11 protein-coding genes are annotated in these 17,382 nt (G+C 35.7%); 9 read left to right on the top strand and 2 right to left on the bottom strand.

Annotated features, from left to right (window positions below):
• Positions 1-127: 127 nt before the first annotated feature.
• Together ACHRV5_RS08200 and ACHRV5_RS08195 are read right to left on the bottom strand one after the other, a co-directional pair.
• On the bottom strand, positions 128-697 hold the full coding sequence (locus ACHRV5_RS08200; protein ID WP_395426405.1) for a 5-formyltetrahydrofolate cyclo-ligase: 570 nt from the start codon (positions 695-697) through the stop codon (positions 128-130).
• Positions 684-1,664, bottom strand: a complete 981-nt coding sequence (locus ACHRV5_RS08195) for a succinylglutamate desuccinylase/aspartoacylase family protein (RefSeq protein ID WP_047776691.1) — start codon at positions 1,662-1,664, stop codon at positions 684-686. The genes ACHRV5_RS08200 and ACHRV5_RS08195 overlap by 14 nt, the downstream gene beginning before the upstream one ends.
• Before the next feature lie 137 nt (positions 1,665-1,801).
• Between ACHRV5_RS08195 and uvrC the strand changes: the two genes are divergently transcribed.
• From uvrC to ACHRV5_RS08150, 9 genes are all read left to right on the top strand, one after another.
• Complete coding sequence (uvrC, locus tag ACHRV5_RS08190; RefSeq protein ID WP_047776689.1) at positions 1,802-3,595, top strand: excinuclease ABC subunit UvrC; 1,794 nt, start codon at positions 1,802-1,804, stop codon at positions 3,593-3,595.
• A 9-nt stretch (positions 3,596-3,604) separates the two neighbouring features.
• Positions 3,605-5,914, top strand: a complete 2,310-nt coding sequence (locus ACHRV5_RS08185) for a patatin-like phospholipase family protein (protein WP_395426404.1) — start codon at positions 3,605-3,607, stop codon at positions 5,912-5,914.
• A gap of 211 nt (positions 5,915-6,125) precedes the next feature.
• A complete protein-coding gene (locus tag ACHRV5_RS08180; RefSeq protein ID WP_047776686.1) occupies positions 6,126-7,283 on the top strand; it encodes a homogentisate 1,2-dioxygenase in 1,158 nt (385 codons plus the stop codon).
• Positions 7,284-7,450: 167 nt separating this feature from the next.
• Positions 7,451-8,611, top strand: a complete 1,161-nt coding sequence (gene hppD / locus ACHRV5_RS08175) for a 4-hydroxyphenylpyruvate dioxygenase (RefSeq protein WP_395426403.1) — start codon at positions 7,451-7,453, stop codon at positions 8,609-8,611.
• Positions 8,612-8,905: 294 nt separating this feature from the next.
• Positions 8,906-9,676, top strand: coding sequence for a DUF3108 domain-containing protein (locus ACHRV5_RS08170; RefSeq protein WP_047776684.1), 771 nt, complete (start codon positions 8,906-8,908; stop codon positions 9,674-9,676).
• A complete protein-coding gene (locus ACHRV5_RS08165; protein WP_047776683.1) occupies positions 9,676-10,617 on the top strand; it encodes a tryptophan 2,3-dioxygenase family protein in 942 nt (313 codons plus the stop codon). Before ACHRV5_RS08170 ends, ACHRV5_RS08165 begins: the two co-directional genes overlap by 1 nt.
• A gap of 23 nt (positions 10,618-10,640) precedes the next feature.
• Entirely contained in the window at positions 10,641-11,861 is a 1,221-nt protein-coding gene (locus ACHRV5_RS08160; protein WP_047776681.1) for a peptidoglycan DD-metalloendopeptidase family protein, read from the top strand.
• Positions 11,862-12,521: 660 nt separating this feature from the next.
• Complete coding sequence (gene pgi, locus ACHRV5_RS08155) at positions 12,522-14,165, top strand: glucose-6-phosphate isomerase (RefSeq protein ID WP_395426402.1); 1,644 nt, start codon at positions 12,522-12,524, stop codon at positions 14,163-14,165.
• 321 nt (positions 14,166-14,486) lie between these two features.
• A complete protein-coding gene (locus ACHRV5_RS08150) occupies positions 14,487-17,297 on the top strand; it encodes a TonB-dependent receptor (RefSeq protein ID WP_230003777.1) in 2,811 nt (936 codons plus the stop codon).
• The last annotated feature ends 85 nt before the right edge of the window (positions 17,298-17,382 follow it).

Here is a 17,382-nt window from a genome sequence, read left to right as displayed (position 1 = left end):
TTTCTAAATTTTCGGCATTACCCAAGCAACTAAACTTATATTTACTTGCTTAGCCATTCCCACAAATAAGCGCCCAAACTTATATTTACTTATATAACTTATATGGTTTAAAAAAAAACAGTAACCCTTAAAACGTATATACCTTCTCTGGTGTAACGCAATAATCTAATTTGATATCTAATTCAAAAACGTCTTCAATCAAGTTTTCCGCCTCAAAGAAAGAAAGTCCGATTTTGATAGTTTCGGGTTTACATGCTGCTAAGAATTTATCGTAGAAGCCTTTTCCGTACCCCACACGATTTCCTGCAAGATCAAAAGCAAGCAGCGGCACAAAAACAACTTCTATCATTTCTGCTGCTACTGGCAAACCATTTACCGGTTCGGGAATATTGTATTCGTTTTTTTTGATTTTGGTATTATCGGTCAATAAAAAATGAGTCATCTCTCTGGTTTCAAAATCACTTTTAGAAATCACAATTTCTTTGTCTTTCCCCGAAAGCAAATGCAAAATATATTCGGTATTTACTTCTTTTTGTTCTTCGATGGGAAGGAAAACATGGAAATAGGTTTTATTCCAAATAGGCAGTTCGATTAGATTATTGGCGATGGCCAGGCTTTTATCTTCAGCAACAGCAAGGGGTAACTCTTTGCGGAAATTTTTATACTGTATTCTTAACTCTTTTTTATTCGTCGACATGATCGGGGAAATTTTTAGACATATGATAAATCGCGTCACCTTCGTAAACAATCGGCGAATGATTGGCATTGATTATAAATCCGTCGTGAGGCGCTTTTACTTTTTGTTCAAATTTACCAAAGGGATCTGTAATTATGGCCAAAATAGTTCCTTTAGTTACAAATCGGCCAATCATATTAAAGTCATGCAACAAACCCGAACACTTCGCCCGCAGCCAAACAGAGTGTTTAATATAAATCGAAGGATCCTCTGCCTCCTCTACTATTTGTTTTGCATCGAGCATCTTTAAATAATGAAGCAAGCGCTTCGCTCCCATCACCCCCTCATTGGCCACTTCGTTATTGATATCTAATGATTTTCCTCCTTCAAAAAGAAGCATTTTGACATTGGCTTTTTCAGAAGTATTTCGAAAAGAACCGCTAATATTTTTAGAGTACAAGGTAAATGGCGCATTAAAAACATCGGCCAAAACCTTCAACTCGGGATTATTTTCCGTAATTCTAATCTGCGGTGCATTAAAACGACTGGCACCTCCTGCATGAAAATCTACCGCATAATCTATAATCGGAAGAATATGTTCTACAATATTATAAGCAAAACGACTGGCCAAAGAACCTTTTTTACTTCCCGGAAAAACACGATTCAAGTCACGTCCGTCGGGAAATTCACGTGATTTATTTACAAAACCATACATATTAATAACCGGAATACAAATAATAGTTCCTCTGCTTGGCCGATTAATTCGCTTGCTGATTAACTGTCTAACCACCTCTATACCATTAATTTCGTCTCCATGAATTCCGGCAGAGAATAACACTACAGGACCTTCTAATTTTGAACGACGGACAATAACGGGAATATTAAGTTTTGTAGTGGTATGCAATCTGGCGATTTCGACATTTATGGTTCTGCTTTCTCCCGGCAGGATCGTCTCACCAAAAATGATAATGGGCGTGTTATTTTTCATATAGAATTATAAAATCTAAATATAGAAATTATTCTTTTGATTTCGTAAATTTGAAACTAAATCAATGTTACGCTTATTTTCAAAATCGGAACACTTTTTGAAAAAGTTTCGTAACTATCTTCAGTAATAAAAAAAGAATGCAAAAACCGTCTTTAGATCTTCAAATCCAAACCTTGCCGGACAATCCCGGTGTTTATCAATATTATGACAAAGACGGGAAAATATTGTACGTTGGAAAAGCCAAAAACTTAAAAAAAAGGGTTTCTTCTTATTTCAATAAAATTCACGATACTGCCAAAACAAATGTACTGGTAAAAAAAATTGTTACGATAAAACACATCGTGGTTCCAACCGAAACCGATGCGCTTTTGTTAGAAAACAACTTAATTAAAACCTTGCAACCGCGTTATAATGTGTTGTTGCGCGATGACAAAAGTTATCCTTGGATTTGTATAAAAAAAGAATCTTTTTCGAGAATATTCTCTACCCGAAGAATGGTCAAAGACGGTTCCGAATATTTTGGTCCTTACACCAGTTTCAAAACGGTACACACCATTTTAGATTTAATCAAAGAATTGTACCCGTTACGGACCTGTAACTATGATTTGAGTGAATCCAACATCAATTCAGGAAAATTTAAAGTTTGTCTCGAATATCACATTGGCAACTGCAAAGGGCCTTGCGAGGGATTGCAATCCTTAGAGGACTATCAAAAACAGCTGGATGCTATTCGTGAAATTCTGAAAGGAAATTTCAAGGAAAGCATGAAAGATTTCAAACGTCTGATGACCCAATATGCACAGAATTTGCATTTTGAAGAAGCACAAAAAATAAAAGAAAAAATAGAAGTTCTGGAAAATTACCAGTCGCGATCGACTATTGTAAATCCAAAAATCACCAATGTAGATGTCTTTTCTATTGTATCGGATGAAAGTGCGGCTTATGTCAACTTTCTTCAGATTTCGCATGGATCGATTATTCGTTCGCATACTTTAGAAATGAAAAAGAAACTGGACGAAAGCGACGAAGAATTATTAGAACTTGCCATTATTGAACTTAGGGAACGTTTTCAATTACTATCCAAAGAAATTATTGTTCCGTTTGAAATTGATTTGGGAGAAAAAATCAAAACAACTGTTCCGCAACTTGGAGATAAAAAGCAAATTTTGGATTTATCGATTCGAAATGCCAAATTCTACCGCATAGAACAGCTCAAACAATTGCAAATTGTAGATCCCGATCGCCATACCAACCGTATCATGGCACAAATGCAAAAAGACTTACGGTTACCGACTGAACCACGCCACATCGAATGTTTTGACAACTCGAACATTCAGGGAACAAATCCTGTTGCGGCCTGCGTTGTTTTTAAAGACGGAAAAGCCAGCAAAAAAGACTATCGCCATTTTAATGTAAAAACGGTGGAAGGCCCTGATGACTTTGCTTCCATGACCGAAATTGTGTATCGTCGCTACAAACGTTTACTCGAAGAAAACGAGCCTTTGCCGCAACTTATCATTATCGACGGTGGAAAAGGACAATTATCTGCCGCTCTAAAAAGTATTGACGAGTTAGGATTAAGGGGTAAAATTGCCATTATCGGAATTGCAAAACGCCTCGAAGAATTATTCTATCCCGGAGATTCGATCCCGTTGTACTTAGATAAAAAATCAGAAACGTTAAAAGTAATCCAGCAATTGCGAAATGAAGCGCACCGATTTGGTATTACTTTTCACCGTGATAAACGCAGTAAAGCAGCACTAAACTCTTCTGTAGAAAGCATTCCGGGCATTGGCGAAAAAACAATGCTCACGTTAATACAACATTTCAAAAGTGTTAAAAGATTAAAACTGGCTACAGAAAAAGAAATATCAGATGTAATAGGAGTATCAAAAGCCAAAAAAATTGTCGACTTTTACAAAACCAACTAGTTATTTTTTATGCGCCCAATTCAGCTGTCCATTTCAAATACTCAGTCACAAAGATTTTCACGTCTCCCACAGCCTTTCCTTTCGATACGGAATGTGCCGTTGCTTCTTTTTATATGCTTGTTTCTAAATATTCAAAGCTCTTTTTCTCAGGAAAACGAAAAAAAAGCAACACAAGACACAATCCGAAGACCCAAAATTGGTTTGGTTTTAAGTGGTGGTGGTGCCAAAGGATTTGCTCATATTGGTGTTCTGAAAGTATTGGAAGAAGCCGGAATTAAGATTGACTATATCGGAGGAACCAGTATGGGATCTGTAATTGGCGGTCTTTATGCCTCCGGTTACAACGCTGCTCAAATTGATTCGATATTCAAAAAGACCAATTTCGACGAACTAATAAACGACTATATTCCGCGCTCGTCAAAAAACTTTTATGGCAAAAAGAATGACGAGCTATATGCCATTATTTTACCCTTTAGTAATTTCAGAATTGGTATTCCCGAAGCACTTTCAAAAGGAATGTACAATTATAATTTATTGAGCAGTCTGACACGAAATGTACGTCATATTCGCGATTTCAACAAACTGCCAACACCCTTCCTGTGTATTGGAACGAATATAGAAACAGGTGAAGAGGTTTTACTTAATAAAGGGAATCTCGTTCAGGCAATGGTAGCAAGTGCCGCCTTTCCGTCCTTGTTCACTCCTGTAGAAATAGACGGAAAATTATTAGTAGATGGTGGAGTTGTCAACAATTACCCTATAAAAGAAGTTCGAAACCTTGGCGCCGATATTATTATTGGGGTCGATGTTCAGGATGATTTATTAAATCGAAAGGGACTTAAAAATGCAACCCGAATATTAGTTCAGATTACCAATCTCCAATCGATTGATAAAATGAAAAGCAAAATAAAGGATACCGATATTTACATCAGACCCGACATCCGCGATTATGGTGTGGTTTCCTTCGATAAAGGAGAAGAAATAATCCGAAAAGGAGAAGAAGCAGCCTTTGCCGTTTACGAAAAAATCAAATCGTTAACCGACGAAAATCATTTTTATAAAAAACCAAAATTAAAAATAGGCACGGACACCCTTCAAATAAAAAAAATAAACAACGACAAATTAGACAATTACACTAAAGAATACATTCGGGGTAAACTCCGTTTTAAACCCGGAAGTACTATAACGTACGACGATTTGAAAACGGGAATAAACAATCTGAACGCTACGCAAAACTTTAGCACAATTTCGTATTGTTTAGAATCCGACGGAGATCAGGACGATTTAGACCTTACTTTACAAGAAAATCCAACGCAAACTTTTCTAAAACTTGGTTTGCACTATGATGGTCTTTACAAAAGTGGCATTTTGCTGAACCTTACCCATAAAAAGACATTACTGAAAAATGATGTCACTTCTCTGGACATTATTTTAGGAGATAATTTCAGATATGATTTTAATTATTATGTTGAAAACGGTTTCAACATCAGCTTTGGATTTCGTTCCAGATTAAACAAGTTCAACCGAAACGTCACTAGTAATTTTAACAATCTTCCAAAAGAAAATGTGGAAACAAATCAGATCAATGTAGATTTTACCGACCTGACCAATCAAGCTTATTTTCAAACGATCTTTGTCCAAAAGTTTCTCATGGGCGGAGGTTTAGAATACAAATATTTAAAAATAAGCTCCCCAACTCTTGCAGACATAGAGCAGGTTATTGAAAAAAGTAACTACCTCAGTGTTTTTGGTTATCTGAAATATGATTCTTTTGACAACAAAAGCTTTCCTCATTCGGGATTGTATTTTTCTACCGACCTGCAAACCTATTTAACATCTTCCAATTACACCAAAGCATTCAAGCCTTTCTCAACTGCAAAGGCCGAAATTGCCTTTGCTGGCACACTTTATAAAAAAGCGACCTTCAAAATCGGAACGGACGCCGGATTTAATATTGGCAGTGATAGTGTTCCTTTTTTCGATTATATTTTTGGAGGATACGGCTTTAACAAAATAAACAACTTCAATTATTTTTACGGATACGACTTCTTAAGCATTACCGGAAACAGTTACATAAAAGCAGATCTGGCCGTTGATTATGAAATATTTAAAAAGAACCACGTTAATATTTCAGCTAATTTTGCCAACCTCGGTGATGATATTTTCACCACGACAGATTGGATCTCAATGCCCAAATATTCAGGCTATGCCTTAGGTTACGGACTCGAAACCATTATTGGTCCTATCGAAATTAAACATTCCTGGTCTCCCGAGATGTCAAAGAATTTTACTTGGTTTAGTATTGGATTTTTATTTTAATTTGTAATTTAAATCAATAAAAATTACGACATTTGTTATAATGAAAACAGAATGGACAGGTTTATTGGAGTATCTTCAATTTCTTATTAAGAGAAATCCGGAGTAATGCTATCGAATTGAATAATTAGCCAACTTAGAAAATGAGCTAGTTATCTGTTCACAATTTACATTTTCTAATTATCTAATTTATAAATTATCTAATTGAAAAACGATGCCATTATACCACAAACTTGGAGATTTTCCTCAAAAAAGACACACCCAATTCGAGAAACCAAACGGAGGTTTTTATTACGAACAATTATTCGGAACTGAAGGTTTTCACGGACATTCCTCCTTGTCTTATCATGTTCACAGACCAACGCAGGTTAAAGAAATTTTAAATTCTTATTCGGTTGAACCTAAAATTGCAATCGGAAAAAACATAAAATCATTACTATTTAAAGGATTTGAATTAAAACCGGAAAATGATTTTTTAGACAGTCGTAAAGCAATGATGGTCAATAAAGACTGTATTATTGGTTTGGCAGCTCCTAAAGAATCACTTCGAAATTATTTCTATAAAAATGCCGATGCCGACGAAATGCTTTTCATCCATAAAGGAAAAGGAAAGTTACGTACGATGCTGGGCAATATTCCTTTTGAATATGGAGATTATCTGATTATTCCTAGAGGAGTTATCTATCAAATAGATTTTGAGACTACCGAAAACCGACTTTTTTATGTCGAATCTTATTCTCCTTTTTACACTCCAAAACGTTATAAAAACCAATCGGGTCAGCACTTAGAGCATTCGCCATTTTGCGAACGTGACTTTATTTTGCCAAACGAATTGGAAACACACGATGAAAAAGGTGATTTTTTAATTAAAATCAAAAAAGAAGGAATGATTCATGAAGTTGTTTACGCCACACACCCATTTGATGTTATTGGATGGGACGGCTACAATTTCCCTTATGGATTCTCCATTCATAATTTCGAACCTATAACCGGACGTGTGCATCAACCGCCACCGGTACACCAAACTTTTGAAACAGCAACTTTTGTTGTTTGCTCTTTCTGTCCAAGACTTTACGATTATCATCCAAAAGCAATTCCGGCACCTTATAACCACAGTAACATTGATTCAGACGAAGTACTGTATTATGTTGATGGCGATTTTATGAGCCGTAATAATATTGAGCAGGGTCATATCACTTTACATCCAAAAGGAATTCCGCATGGTCCGGCACCGGGCGCAATGGAACGCAGTATTGGTCATAAAGAAACACAGGAATTAGCCGTTATGGTTGATACTTTCAGACCACTTATGGTAACGGAAGAAGCCATGGGTCTTGACGATGGTCAGTATTACAAATCCTGGACGGAGTAAAATAAGACGTAACCTGTTTAACCGCAAAGTGCGCTAAGAATTTACGCAAAGGCCGCAAGGGTTATATTATCCTTGCTGATGAATATTAGTAATCCTTGGCTATTAAAAAAACAAATCAAAAAAAACAATTTCGAACTTCAAACTTCGAAGAAAAAAACATAGAAAACATGAGTAAAGAAGTAAAATCAGTAGAATACGGATTAGAGAAAATCTTCGAAGGAGCACAAGACTTCCTTCCTTTATTAGGAACAGATTATGTAGAATTCTACGTAGGAAATGCAAAACAATCAGCACATTATTATAAAACGGCTTTCGGTTATCAATCATTAGCCTATGCAGGATTGGAAACAGGAGTAAAAGACAAAGCTTCTTATGTTTTGAAACAAGACAAAATCAGAATTGTTCTTACGACTCCGTTAACACAGGATTCTCCAATACACGAACATCTTAAAAAACATGGTGACGGTGTAAAAGTTGCCGCTTTATGGGTTGAAGATGCCAGAGGTGCTTATGAAGAAACGATGAAACGTGGTGCTCGTTCTTTTATGGAACCAACTGTTGAGTCAGATGAATTTGGAGAAGTGGTTCGTTCGGGAATTTACACCTACGGAGAAACGGTTCATATTTTTGTAGAAAGAAAAAACTACAACGGTATCTTCTTACCGGGTTATAAAGAATGGAAATCGGACTACAATCCCGAGCCAACAGGATTGAAATACATCGATCACATGGTAGGAAATGTGGGTTGGAATGAAATGAATACCTGGGTAAAATTCTACGAAGACGTTATGGGATTCGTAAACTTCTTATCTTTTGACGACAAACAAATCAATACCGAATATTCGGCTTTGATGAGTAAAGTAATGTCTAACGGAAACGGAAGAATCAAATTCCCAATTAACGAACCGGCAGAAGGAAAGAAAAGATCTCAAATTGAGGAATATTTAGATTTCTACGGAGGTCCCGGAATTCAACACATCGCAATTGCTACAGACGACATTATCAAAACGGTATCTGAATTAAAAGCAAGAGGTGTTGACTTTTTGTCTGCACCACCTCATACCTATTACCAAGCTATTCCTGAAAGATTAGGAGTGCATATGGATATGATGAAAGAGGATATTAATGAAATTGAAAAGTTAGCCATTATGGTCGATGCCGATGAAGATGGTTACTTGTTACAAATATTTACAAAACCTGTTCAGGACAGACCTACCTTATTTTTCGAAATTATTCAAAGAATGGGAGCAAAAGGATTCGGTGCAGGGAACTTTAAAGCCCTTTTTGAGTCAATCGAGAGAGAACAGGAATTGCGAGGAACTTTGTAAAAATGCATTATTTTTACATTATGCAAAAAAATTCTCTGTAAAACGATGCTTTTAATGCAAATGATATGTTAAACTCACTTTTTACTATTTATTTCTTGAACTTTGTATCTATCTTTGCACTCGCAAATCAGGAAGGGGTGGTTTCCTTCCGAATTGATATAAATTTCATAATTTATAGTTTTTTGGTTAGTTAATAGCATAAAAACTCAGTCATTCCTTGACTGAGTTTTTTTGTTTTGGTACATTTGGAATAGAATTTGCATTTATCCTCATAAATAACTGTCAATTAGCACTATGAAAAAAATAGTCCTCATCCTATTAGTTCTCACTACATTTAGTTTCGACTCTCAAAAAGAAGATGCCTTCGATACTGGAGAATATTTCAAATTTAGAATTCATTACGGAATCATAAACGCCGGCTATGCTACTTTAGAAATAAAAGATGCTACGGTAAACAACAAAAAAGTATTTCATGCGGTAGGCAAAGGTTACACCACCGGAATGTCGAAACTCTTTTTTAAAGTCGAAGATTTATACGAAAGTTATTTTGACAAAGAAACCGGCAGTCCCTATCGATACGTCAGAAAAATAAACGAAGGCGGATACACCAAAAATCAGGAAGGTTTTTTTAATCAAAATGAAAATAGAATTCTGGTAAAAGACTACAAACGTAACACCGAAAAAACGCTTGTAACAACTGACGCTGTTCAGGATATTGTCTCCTCTTTTTACTACTTGAGAAATCATCCGAATATAGACAAACTTAAATCCGGTGACTCCATTACAATCGACATGTTTTTTGATGATGAAATCACAAAATTTAAGTTAAAATTTATAGGCCGTCAAGATATTACGACTAAATTTGGAACCGTTTCTACAATGGTCTTCAAGCCTCTTGTACAAACAGGAAGAGTATTCAAAGAAAAAGAAAGTTTAACACTTTGGATCACAGACGACAATAACAAAGTCCCGATTAGAATTAAAGCAGACCTCGCCGTAGGTTCTCTTAAAGCAGATCTTGACGAATACAAAGGATTAAAAAATCCATTTAAAGCAAAAAAATAATGAACACCCCAGATAATACGGAATCCATCTTAAAAGAAATTGATCTTAAATTTCAAGCTATAAATCAAAAAACAGAAGTTCAACTTGAAGGTTTGCTTTGGTCAAAACCAATCACCTATTGGGATTACATTCAGACCGACGCTCTTTTGAGTCTTCAAACGCAACGCACTACCCTTCCTGATGAAATGGTATTTATCATGTACCATCAGGTAAATGAGTTGATTTTCAAAATGATCTTATGGGAAATTGACCAGATTGCGGATACCGAAAACATTCAGGTTGCTTTTTTTAGTGAAAGACTATCCCGAATCACTCGTTATTTTGACATGCTGACCAATTCATTCAGCATTATGGAAAACGGAATGGAAGTAGAACAATACATGAAATTCAGAAACACTCTTACTCCGGCAAGTGGTTTTCAAAGTGCACAATACCGCTTAATTGAATTTGCTTCTACCGATGTAATCAATCTGACAGATCGCAGATACAAAGCCAACTTTGACGAAAACACCGATTTAGAAACCAGTTTCGAACATTTGTATTGGCAGGCCGCAGGAAAAGATTACCAAACAGGCAAAAAATCGTACTTACTACAGGAATTCGAGAACAAATACAAGGAACAGTTTTTACGTCAAATCACCACATTTAAAACAAAAAACATCTGGCAAAAATTTACTCAGCTACCAGAAGAAGACCAACTAAATCCGGAACTAATTCAAGCGATGCGTCATTACGACCATACGGTTAATATCACCTGGGTTATGCAACACCTTAATACTGCAAGAAAATACATACTGGAAAGCGGAAAAGGCAATGGAGAAGCTACGGGCGGAAGCGATTGGCAAAAATATATGCATCCAAAATACCAAAGACGCATCTTTTTTCCTAAATTGTGGACCGAAGAAGAATTGTCCAATTGGGGTAACGAAACCATCGTTTAATTTCCCAGTAAAAAAATAAAAGTTTGAAAAAAGCAGTCGTAATTATTATAATATTGTTTTCAATATTTTCATGTAAAAAAACAGAAGAGAAAGTCGAAACCAAAATTACCAAACCAAAAGCTAAAAAAGTTGAATTTGGTTTTAATTACACTGATTTTAATGTTATTCACGACACCATCCAAAAAGGAGATTCTTTTGGATCTATCTTCCAAGGTCAAAATATTGGAGATAAAAAAGTGTATGACATTGTAGAACAGATCAAAGATTCTTTTAACGTAAGAAGCATTCGTTATAACAAACCTTATACGCTACTTCGATCTAAAAACAAAACAAACAACCTTCAGGTTTTTATTTATCAGCCCGATGCCTTGACCTATTATGTGGTTGATTTCAGAGACAGTATCGCAAAAGCTTATAAAAAAGTAAAACCCGTTACACTAAAACGTAAAATTATTGGTGGTGTTTTAAAAAGCTCTTTATCCGAAACTTTAGGAAATGAAAGTGTTGAAACAGCCCTTGCCAGCAGAATCACCAAAGTATTCTCGTGGTCCATTGACTTTTTTAAACTCAAAAAAGGAGATCGTTACGGACTCATTTTCACGGAACGTTTTATAAACAATAAAGTTTACGACGGAGTTGAAGAGCTGGAAGCTGCTTTTTTTGAATATAAAGGAAAAATCATTTATGCTTTTCCGTTTGAGAAGGACACGCTTTCAGGAAAAATAGAATATTATGATGATCAGGGAAGAACCTTGAAAAACTTTTTCTTAAAAACACCGATCAAATTCAGCCGAATCACTTCTCGTTTTACCATGAACAGATTCCATCCCGTGCAACACACCTGGAAAGCACACAAAGGAACCGATTATGCCGCTCCAACCGGAACTCCGATTTCTACAACGGCATCCGGAGTTGTTGAAGCAACAGGATATACAGCCGGAAACGGAAACTTTGTAAAAGTAAAACACAACGGAACCTACTCGACTCAATACTTACACATGTCCAGAATTTTAGTGCGCCGTGGTCAACGTGTAACACAGGGACAAAAAATAGGCTTAGTAGGAAGTACCGGTCTTGCATCAGGACCACATGTTTGTTACCGTTTCTGGAAAAATGGTGTTCAGGTAGATGCCCTTCGACTTAATTTACCAACCGGAGAATCTTTGACCGGAAACGACAGAACCCGCTTCATGAAACAAACTGAACCGTTAAAAAGAGAATTGGACAGCATTGGGAATTTGTAACAACGTTTTCTAAAGCAGAATCAAATATCATTTCTAAAATTTAAAAAGAACAAAGACCGATGTCATATCGGTCTTTGTTCTTTTTTATATTAATTCAAGTTGCTATTAATTATCCTTTTTAGAATTAATTGACCCTATTTGACGGAAGTACAAAAGGATTGATTTTCCTCCTGTTTCAGCTGAATGAGGTTAAGTTAAGAATTGTCCAAAAAAAAGCCTCACGCAGATTTTAGCAGATCAAAATAAAAAATCCGCAGAATCTGCATGATCTGCGTGAAAAAACATCTTAACTTAATCACATTGAGCTTCAGCCGGAAGTAAATGATTGAGAAGTGTATCATTGGCTTTAACCGAAAGAACCCGGGTATAATTCAGCTAAAGCCATTAAATCTTGAACTAATCATATCCCTCCAACTGAAGCTGGAGGCTATTCAAAAATTACATCTAAAATAATTTAAACAAAAACATTGCTTAAATGCATTACGAGTTTAACCTTTATTTGTTTAACACTTTATCGATATCGCTTTTTCAAGATTAAAAACTAAAAATCAGGAAAACGTTTTCGTAACTAATTGTTATATAATTGCAAAGCTTTAAGCTATTAAAAACTAATTTCAGTATTTTTGTTTTTGATAATCCTATCCTTAATTAAACAAAAAAATGGCTTTAAACACAACAAACCCAACCGGGACTGAAGCGTGGAAAAATCTGCAAAACCACTATAACGCTACTCATAAAACTACGATACAGGAATTATTTCAACAAGATACTGCTCGTGTTGAAAAATTCAACTTACAATGGAACGACTTTTTAGTAGACTATTCTAAAAACAACGTTAGTTCCGAAACGATCTCACTTTTACTGGAACTGGCCAATTCTATTGGATTAAAAAATGCCATTGCGGATTATTTTAATGGAGAGATCATTAACCTGACAGAAAACAGAGCCGTTTTACACACTGCATTGCGCGCTCCGGAAGCTGCCGTAATAAAAGTGGACGGAGAAAATGTAATTCCGGAAGTTTATGAAGTAAAAAACAAAATAAAAAACTTTACTGAGGAAGTTATATCCGGTCAAAGAAAAGGTTTCACAGGAAAAGCTTTTACTGATATCGTGAATATTGGTATTGGAGGTTCTGATCTTGGTCCGGTTATGGCGGTGGAAGCTTTACAATTTTACAAGAACCATCTGAACTTACATTTTGTTTCTAATGTCGATGGAGATCATGTAAACGAGATAATCAAAAAGTTAAATCCCGAGACCACTCTTTTCCTGATTGTTTCTAAAACGTTTACTACACAAGAAACTTTAACCAATTCTGAAACTATAAAAGAATGGTTTTTAAAATCGGCAAAACAAGAAGATATCGCCAAACATTTTGTGGCAGTATCGACAAACATCCAAAAAGTAACCGAATTCGGAATCAATCCCAACAATGTTTTCCCAATGTGGGACTGGGTTGGAGGAAGATTTTCTTTGTGGAGCGCTGTTGGTTTGAGCATTGCATTGGCCATTGGTTTTGATAATTATAATGATTTATTAGAGGGTGCTTATGAAATGGATGAGCATTTTAAAACCGCCGAATTCGAGAAAAACATTCCGGTAACCCTAGCCTTACTAAGCGTTTGGTACAATAATTTCTTTGGAGCGGAGAGCGAAGCTTTGATTCCTTATACTCAGTACTTACAAAAATTAGCTCCGTACTTGCAACAGGCTACCATGGAAAGTAACGGAAAAAGTGTCGGGCGCGACGGAAAACCGGTAAACTACCAAACCGGAACTATCATCTGGGGAGAGCCGGGAACGAATTCGCAGCATGCTTTTTTCCAATTAATCCACCAGGGGACAAAAATAATTCCAACAGATTTTATTGGATTTGTAAAACCTTTATACGGAAATGAAGACCATCACGATAAATTGATGTCTAACTTTTTTGCACAAACAGAAGCTTTGTTACACGGAAAAACCGCCGATCAGGTTCAGGCAGAATTTGACAAACAAGGACTTTCTCCGGAAAAAGCAGCTTACTTACAACCGTTCAAAGTTTTCACAGGAAACAAACCAACGAATACCATCCTGATTCAAAAACTAACACCAAAATCATTAGGTTCTTTAATTGCTTTATATGAACATAAAATTTTTGTACAGGGAATCATTTGGAATATTTTCAGCTTCGATCAATGGGGAGTGGAATTAGGAAAACAGCTCGCCAATTCTATATTAGATGAAATAAATACTAAAACTGTAAAAACGCACGACAGTTCAACTACATTCTTATTGAATCATTTTTTAAGAAATAAGTAAATTCACACTCCTTTATAACACACTGAAACGCTTTAATTTAACACAAATTAAGGCGTTTTTTCGCATAAAACACCCTGTAAACAGACCATCTGAACACCACTTTGAACGTTTTAGACTACAACACTGTAAAAAACATTATCATTTTAACAAAAAACAGCCCCTAAAATTCAAAAAAAAGTCATTTTGTTTAACACAAAAAGAAAAAATCATTTTAATACGCAACATATTATACAAAACTTGCTTTTCTTAACATTTTGATAACATTATCCGATTTAATTGTTATAATTTTGCCAAAAACAATAAACAATAAACTAATAACAAATGAAGACAATGAAAAATTGGTTACTTACTGGACTTTTGTTCATGATAGTTTCAACCGTATTTTCTCAAGGAAAAGTTTCCGGTACTATTACCGACGACGCGGGTGCAACTTTACCTGGAGCGAATGTTGCTGTTAAAGGTTCTACTAATGGGACTTCAACAGACTTCGATGGTAAATTTACAATCGACGTTAAAACTAGTACGGGAGAATTGGTTATTACCTATTTAGGATACGATTCAAAAACCTTAAAATTTTCAGTTTTAAACGGCGCAACAACTAATTTAGGCGCAATCGTTTTGGAAAGTAATTCAAACGAATTAAGCGAAATTGTTGTAAAAAGTACGGTAGTTGATATCGCAAAAGACAGAAAAACTCCTGTTGCTGTATCGACAATTAAGGCTGCTGAAATTCAGGAAAAACTTGGAACTCAGGAGTTTCCGGAAATCCTAAGAAACACTCCTTCTGTTTATGTAACTAAATCAGGTGGTGGTTTCGGAGATTCAAGAATCAATATTCGTGGTTTTGACCAGAAAAACATTGCGGTTATGATTAACGGTATGCCGGTTAACGATATGGAAAACGGTTCTGTATTCTGGAGTAACTGGGCTGGTTTATCAGATGTTACTTCTGCTATGCAGGTACAAAGAGGTTTAGGTTCTTCTAAACTTGCAACTCCTTCTGTTGGAGGTACGATCAACATCGTAACTAGATCTTCAGACAAAAAAGAAGGTGGATCATTCTCTTCTGGTTTTGGAAATGGAAGAAACTTCAAAGTTCAAGGTTCATACAATACAGGAAAATTAGCAAACGGACTTTCTGCTTCTGTATTATTATCTCAAACAATGGGAGATGGATACATCAACGGTACTCAATTTGAAGGAACAAACTATTTTATTGCTTTAGGATACGCTACTAAAAATAACAAACATGACTTTCAGTTTACTTTAACTGGTGCTCCTCAATCGCATAGTCAAAGATCTACAGTTTCTACCATTGCAACGTACCAAAAATATGGTTCATTAAGCGATCCGAACATCAGATACAATGCTGATGCAGGATATTTAAATGGTGAAGAATATAACATCAGAAAAAATTACTACCATAAGCCGGTAGCTTCTTTTAACTGGGATTACAAAATCAACGAAACTACAAAATTATCTACAGTTCTTTACGCTTCTATGGGTCGTGGTGCTGGTGCTGGTGCTACTGGTGGTGTTGGAGGATTAATCTACAACAGTCCAGCATTTTTATTACCTAATGGAATGGTTGACTACGATAAAATACAAGCATGGAACTCTGGTCAGGGAACTGTTAACTTTAACGGAGCAAACCAAACAAGAACACAAATTGGTGGTGTTTACCAAAACAGTTCTTCAACAGGTAGAACAGGGACATCAGCGGCAAATTATGTTTACAATACTACATCAGGTATTTCGCAAACATCATCTATCAACTCACATGACTGGTTTGGTGCTGTAATCAACTTGAACAAAAAATTAACGGAGTCCTTAACTCTTGATTTCGGTCTTGACGCAAGAACTTATACAGGATACCACTTTACAGTAGTAAATGATTTATTAGGTGGAGGTGAATTTTATGACAACAACATTGCTAGTTTAAAACCAGCAGGAAGACACCTTACAAGTACTTACCCAACAGAGGTTCAATGGAATGTTTTTGACAAAAAATCTTATGACAAAATTTCATTTAACAGTACTGGAAAAGTAAAATGGTTAGGTCTTTTTACACAACTAGAGTACTCTAAAGATAATTTAACTGTATTTGTTCAGGGAGCTGCTTCTCAACAAGGATTTAAGAGAGAAGATGACTTCGTATATCTTCCAACTGATAAATTAGCTTCTACAAGCTACAAAAACATCTTTGGAGGTAACGTAAAAGGAGGTGCCAACTACAACATTAACGAAAAAAACAATGTTTATGTTAATGCAGGTTATTACTCAAGACAACCTTTCTTTAACTCGGTATACCCTAACAACAGATCTATTGTAAACCCAAATCTTACTAATGAGAAAATTACTGGATTTGAGGCTGGATACGGTTTCCGTTCAAGACTTTTTAACGCTACAGTAAACGTTTACAACACTACTTGGAACGACAGATACTTAAAAGGTAATGCATTACCAAGCGACAACACTACTTACACAGAATACCTAGGTCTTAACGAGGTACACTCTGGAATTGAAATAGAAGCAAATTCTAATATTACAGAAAAACTAAAAGTTAACGCAATGTTCTCTTATGGAATCTGGGAATACAAAGGAAATGCAACTGTTAATGCTTACTTCCAGGCAGACAACTCACCAGTTACAGGATTTACTGACGTACCAGTTTATATGGACAAAGTAAAAGTTGGTGATGCTGCTCAAATGACAGCTTCTTTGGGAGCTTCTTATGAAGTTTTAACACGAGTAACTATTGATGCTAACTATAATTTTAATGATAAATTATACGCAGGAATTAGCCCAACTAACTTCTCTTCTCCAACAAACAAAGGAGCATTAGAATTACCTTCTTACGGTTTAGTAGATGCTGGTTTCTCTTACAAGATGTTAACTGGAAAAAACAAAGACAAATCTGTTAACTTCAGATTAAACGTAAACAACTTGTTTGATAAGATCTATATTGCTGAGTCAAGAACAAACATTTTCGCAAGCGACAATGTAACTTCAAACGCTGCTGCAGGAACTTATGCTTCTAACAACAGACTTTACAAAGGAATTGCTGACGGTAACCAAGTATTCTTTGGTTTCGGAAGAACTTGGAACTTCACATTACGTTATGATTTCTAATATTTAGAATCTAAATAAATACCAAAAACGGCATTGACTTTTAGTTTAATGCCGTTTTTTTATAGTCCTTTTTTGTTATATTTGT

Source organism: Flavobacterium sp. FlaQc-52, from assembly GCF_044007495.1.
Taxonomy (GTDB): domain Bacteria; phylum Bacteroidota; class Bacteroidia; order Flavobacteriales; family Flavobacteriaceae; genus Flavobacterium; species Flavobacterium cupriresistens.
Note: the sequence above shows the minus strand (reverse complement) of the source record. Positions and strands in the feature narration are given on the sequence as shown.

Coding starts and splice junctions, on each gene's coding strand:
- ACHRV5_RS08200 (WP_395426405.1), bottom strand. CDS start 697: ATGTCGACGAATAAAAAAGAGTTAAGAATACAGTATAAAAATTTCCGC.
- ACHRV5_RS08195 (WP_047776691.1), bottom strand. CDS start 1,664: ATGAAAAATAACACGCCCATTATCATTTTTGGTGAGACGATCCTGCCG.
- uvrC (WP_047776689.1), top strand. CDS start 1,802: ATGCAAAAACCGTCTTTAGATCTTCAAATCCAAACCTTGCCGGACAAT.
- ACHRV5_RS08185 (WP_395426404.1), top strand. CDS start 3,605: ATGCGCCCAATTCAGCTGTCCATTTCAAATACTCAGTCACAAAGATTT.
- ACHRV5_RS08180 (WP_047776686.1), top strand. CDS start 6,126: ATGCCATTATACCACAAACTTGGAGATTTTCCTCAAAAAAGACACACC.
- hppD (WP_395426403.1), top strand. CDS start 7,451: ATGAGTAAAGAAGTAAAATCAGTAGAATACGGATTAGAGAAAATCTTC.
- ACHRV5_RS08170 (WP_047776684.1), top strand. CDS start 8,906: ATGAAAAAAATAGTCCTCATCCTATTAGTTCTCACTACATTTAGTTTC.
- ACHRV5_RS08165 (WP_047776683.1), top strand. CDS start 9,676: ATGAACACCCCAGATAATACGGAATCCATCTTAAAAGAAATTGATCTT.
- pgi (WP_395426402.1), top strand. CDS start 12,522: ATGGCTTTAAACACAACAAACCCAACCGGGACTGAAGCGTGGAAAAAT.
- ACHRV5_RS08150 (WP_230003777.1), top strand. CDS start 14,487: ATGAAGACAATGAAAAATTGGTTACTTACTGGACTTTTGTTCATGATA.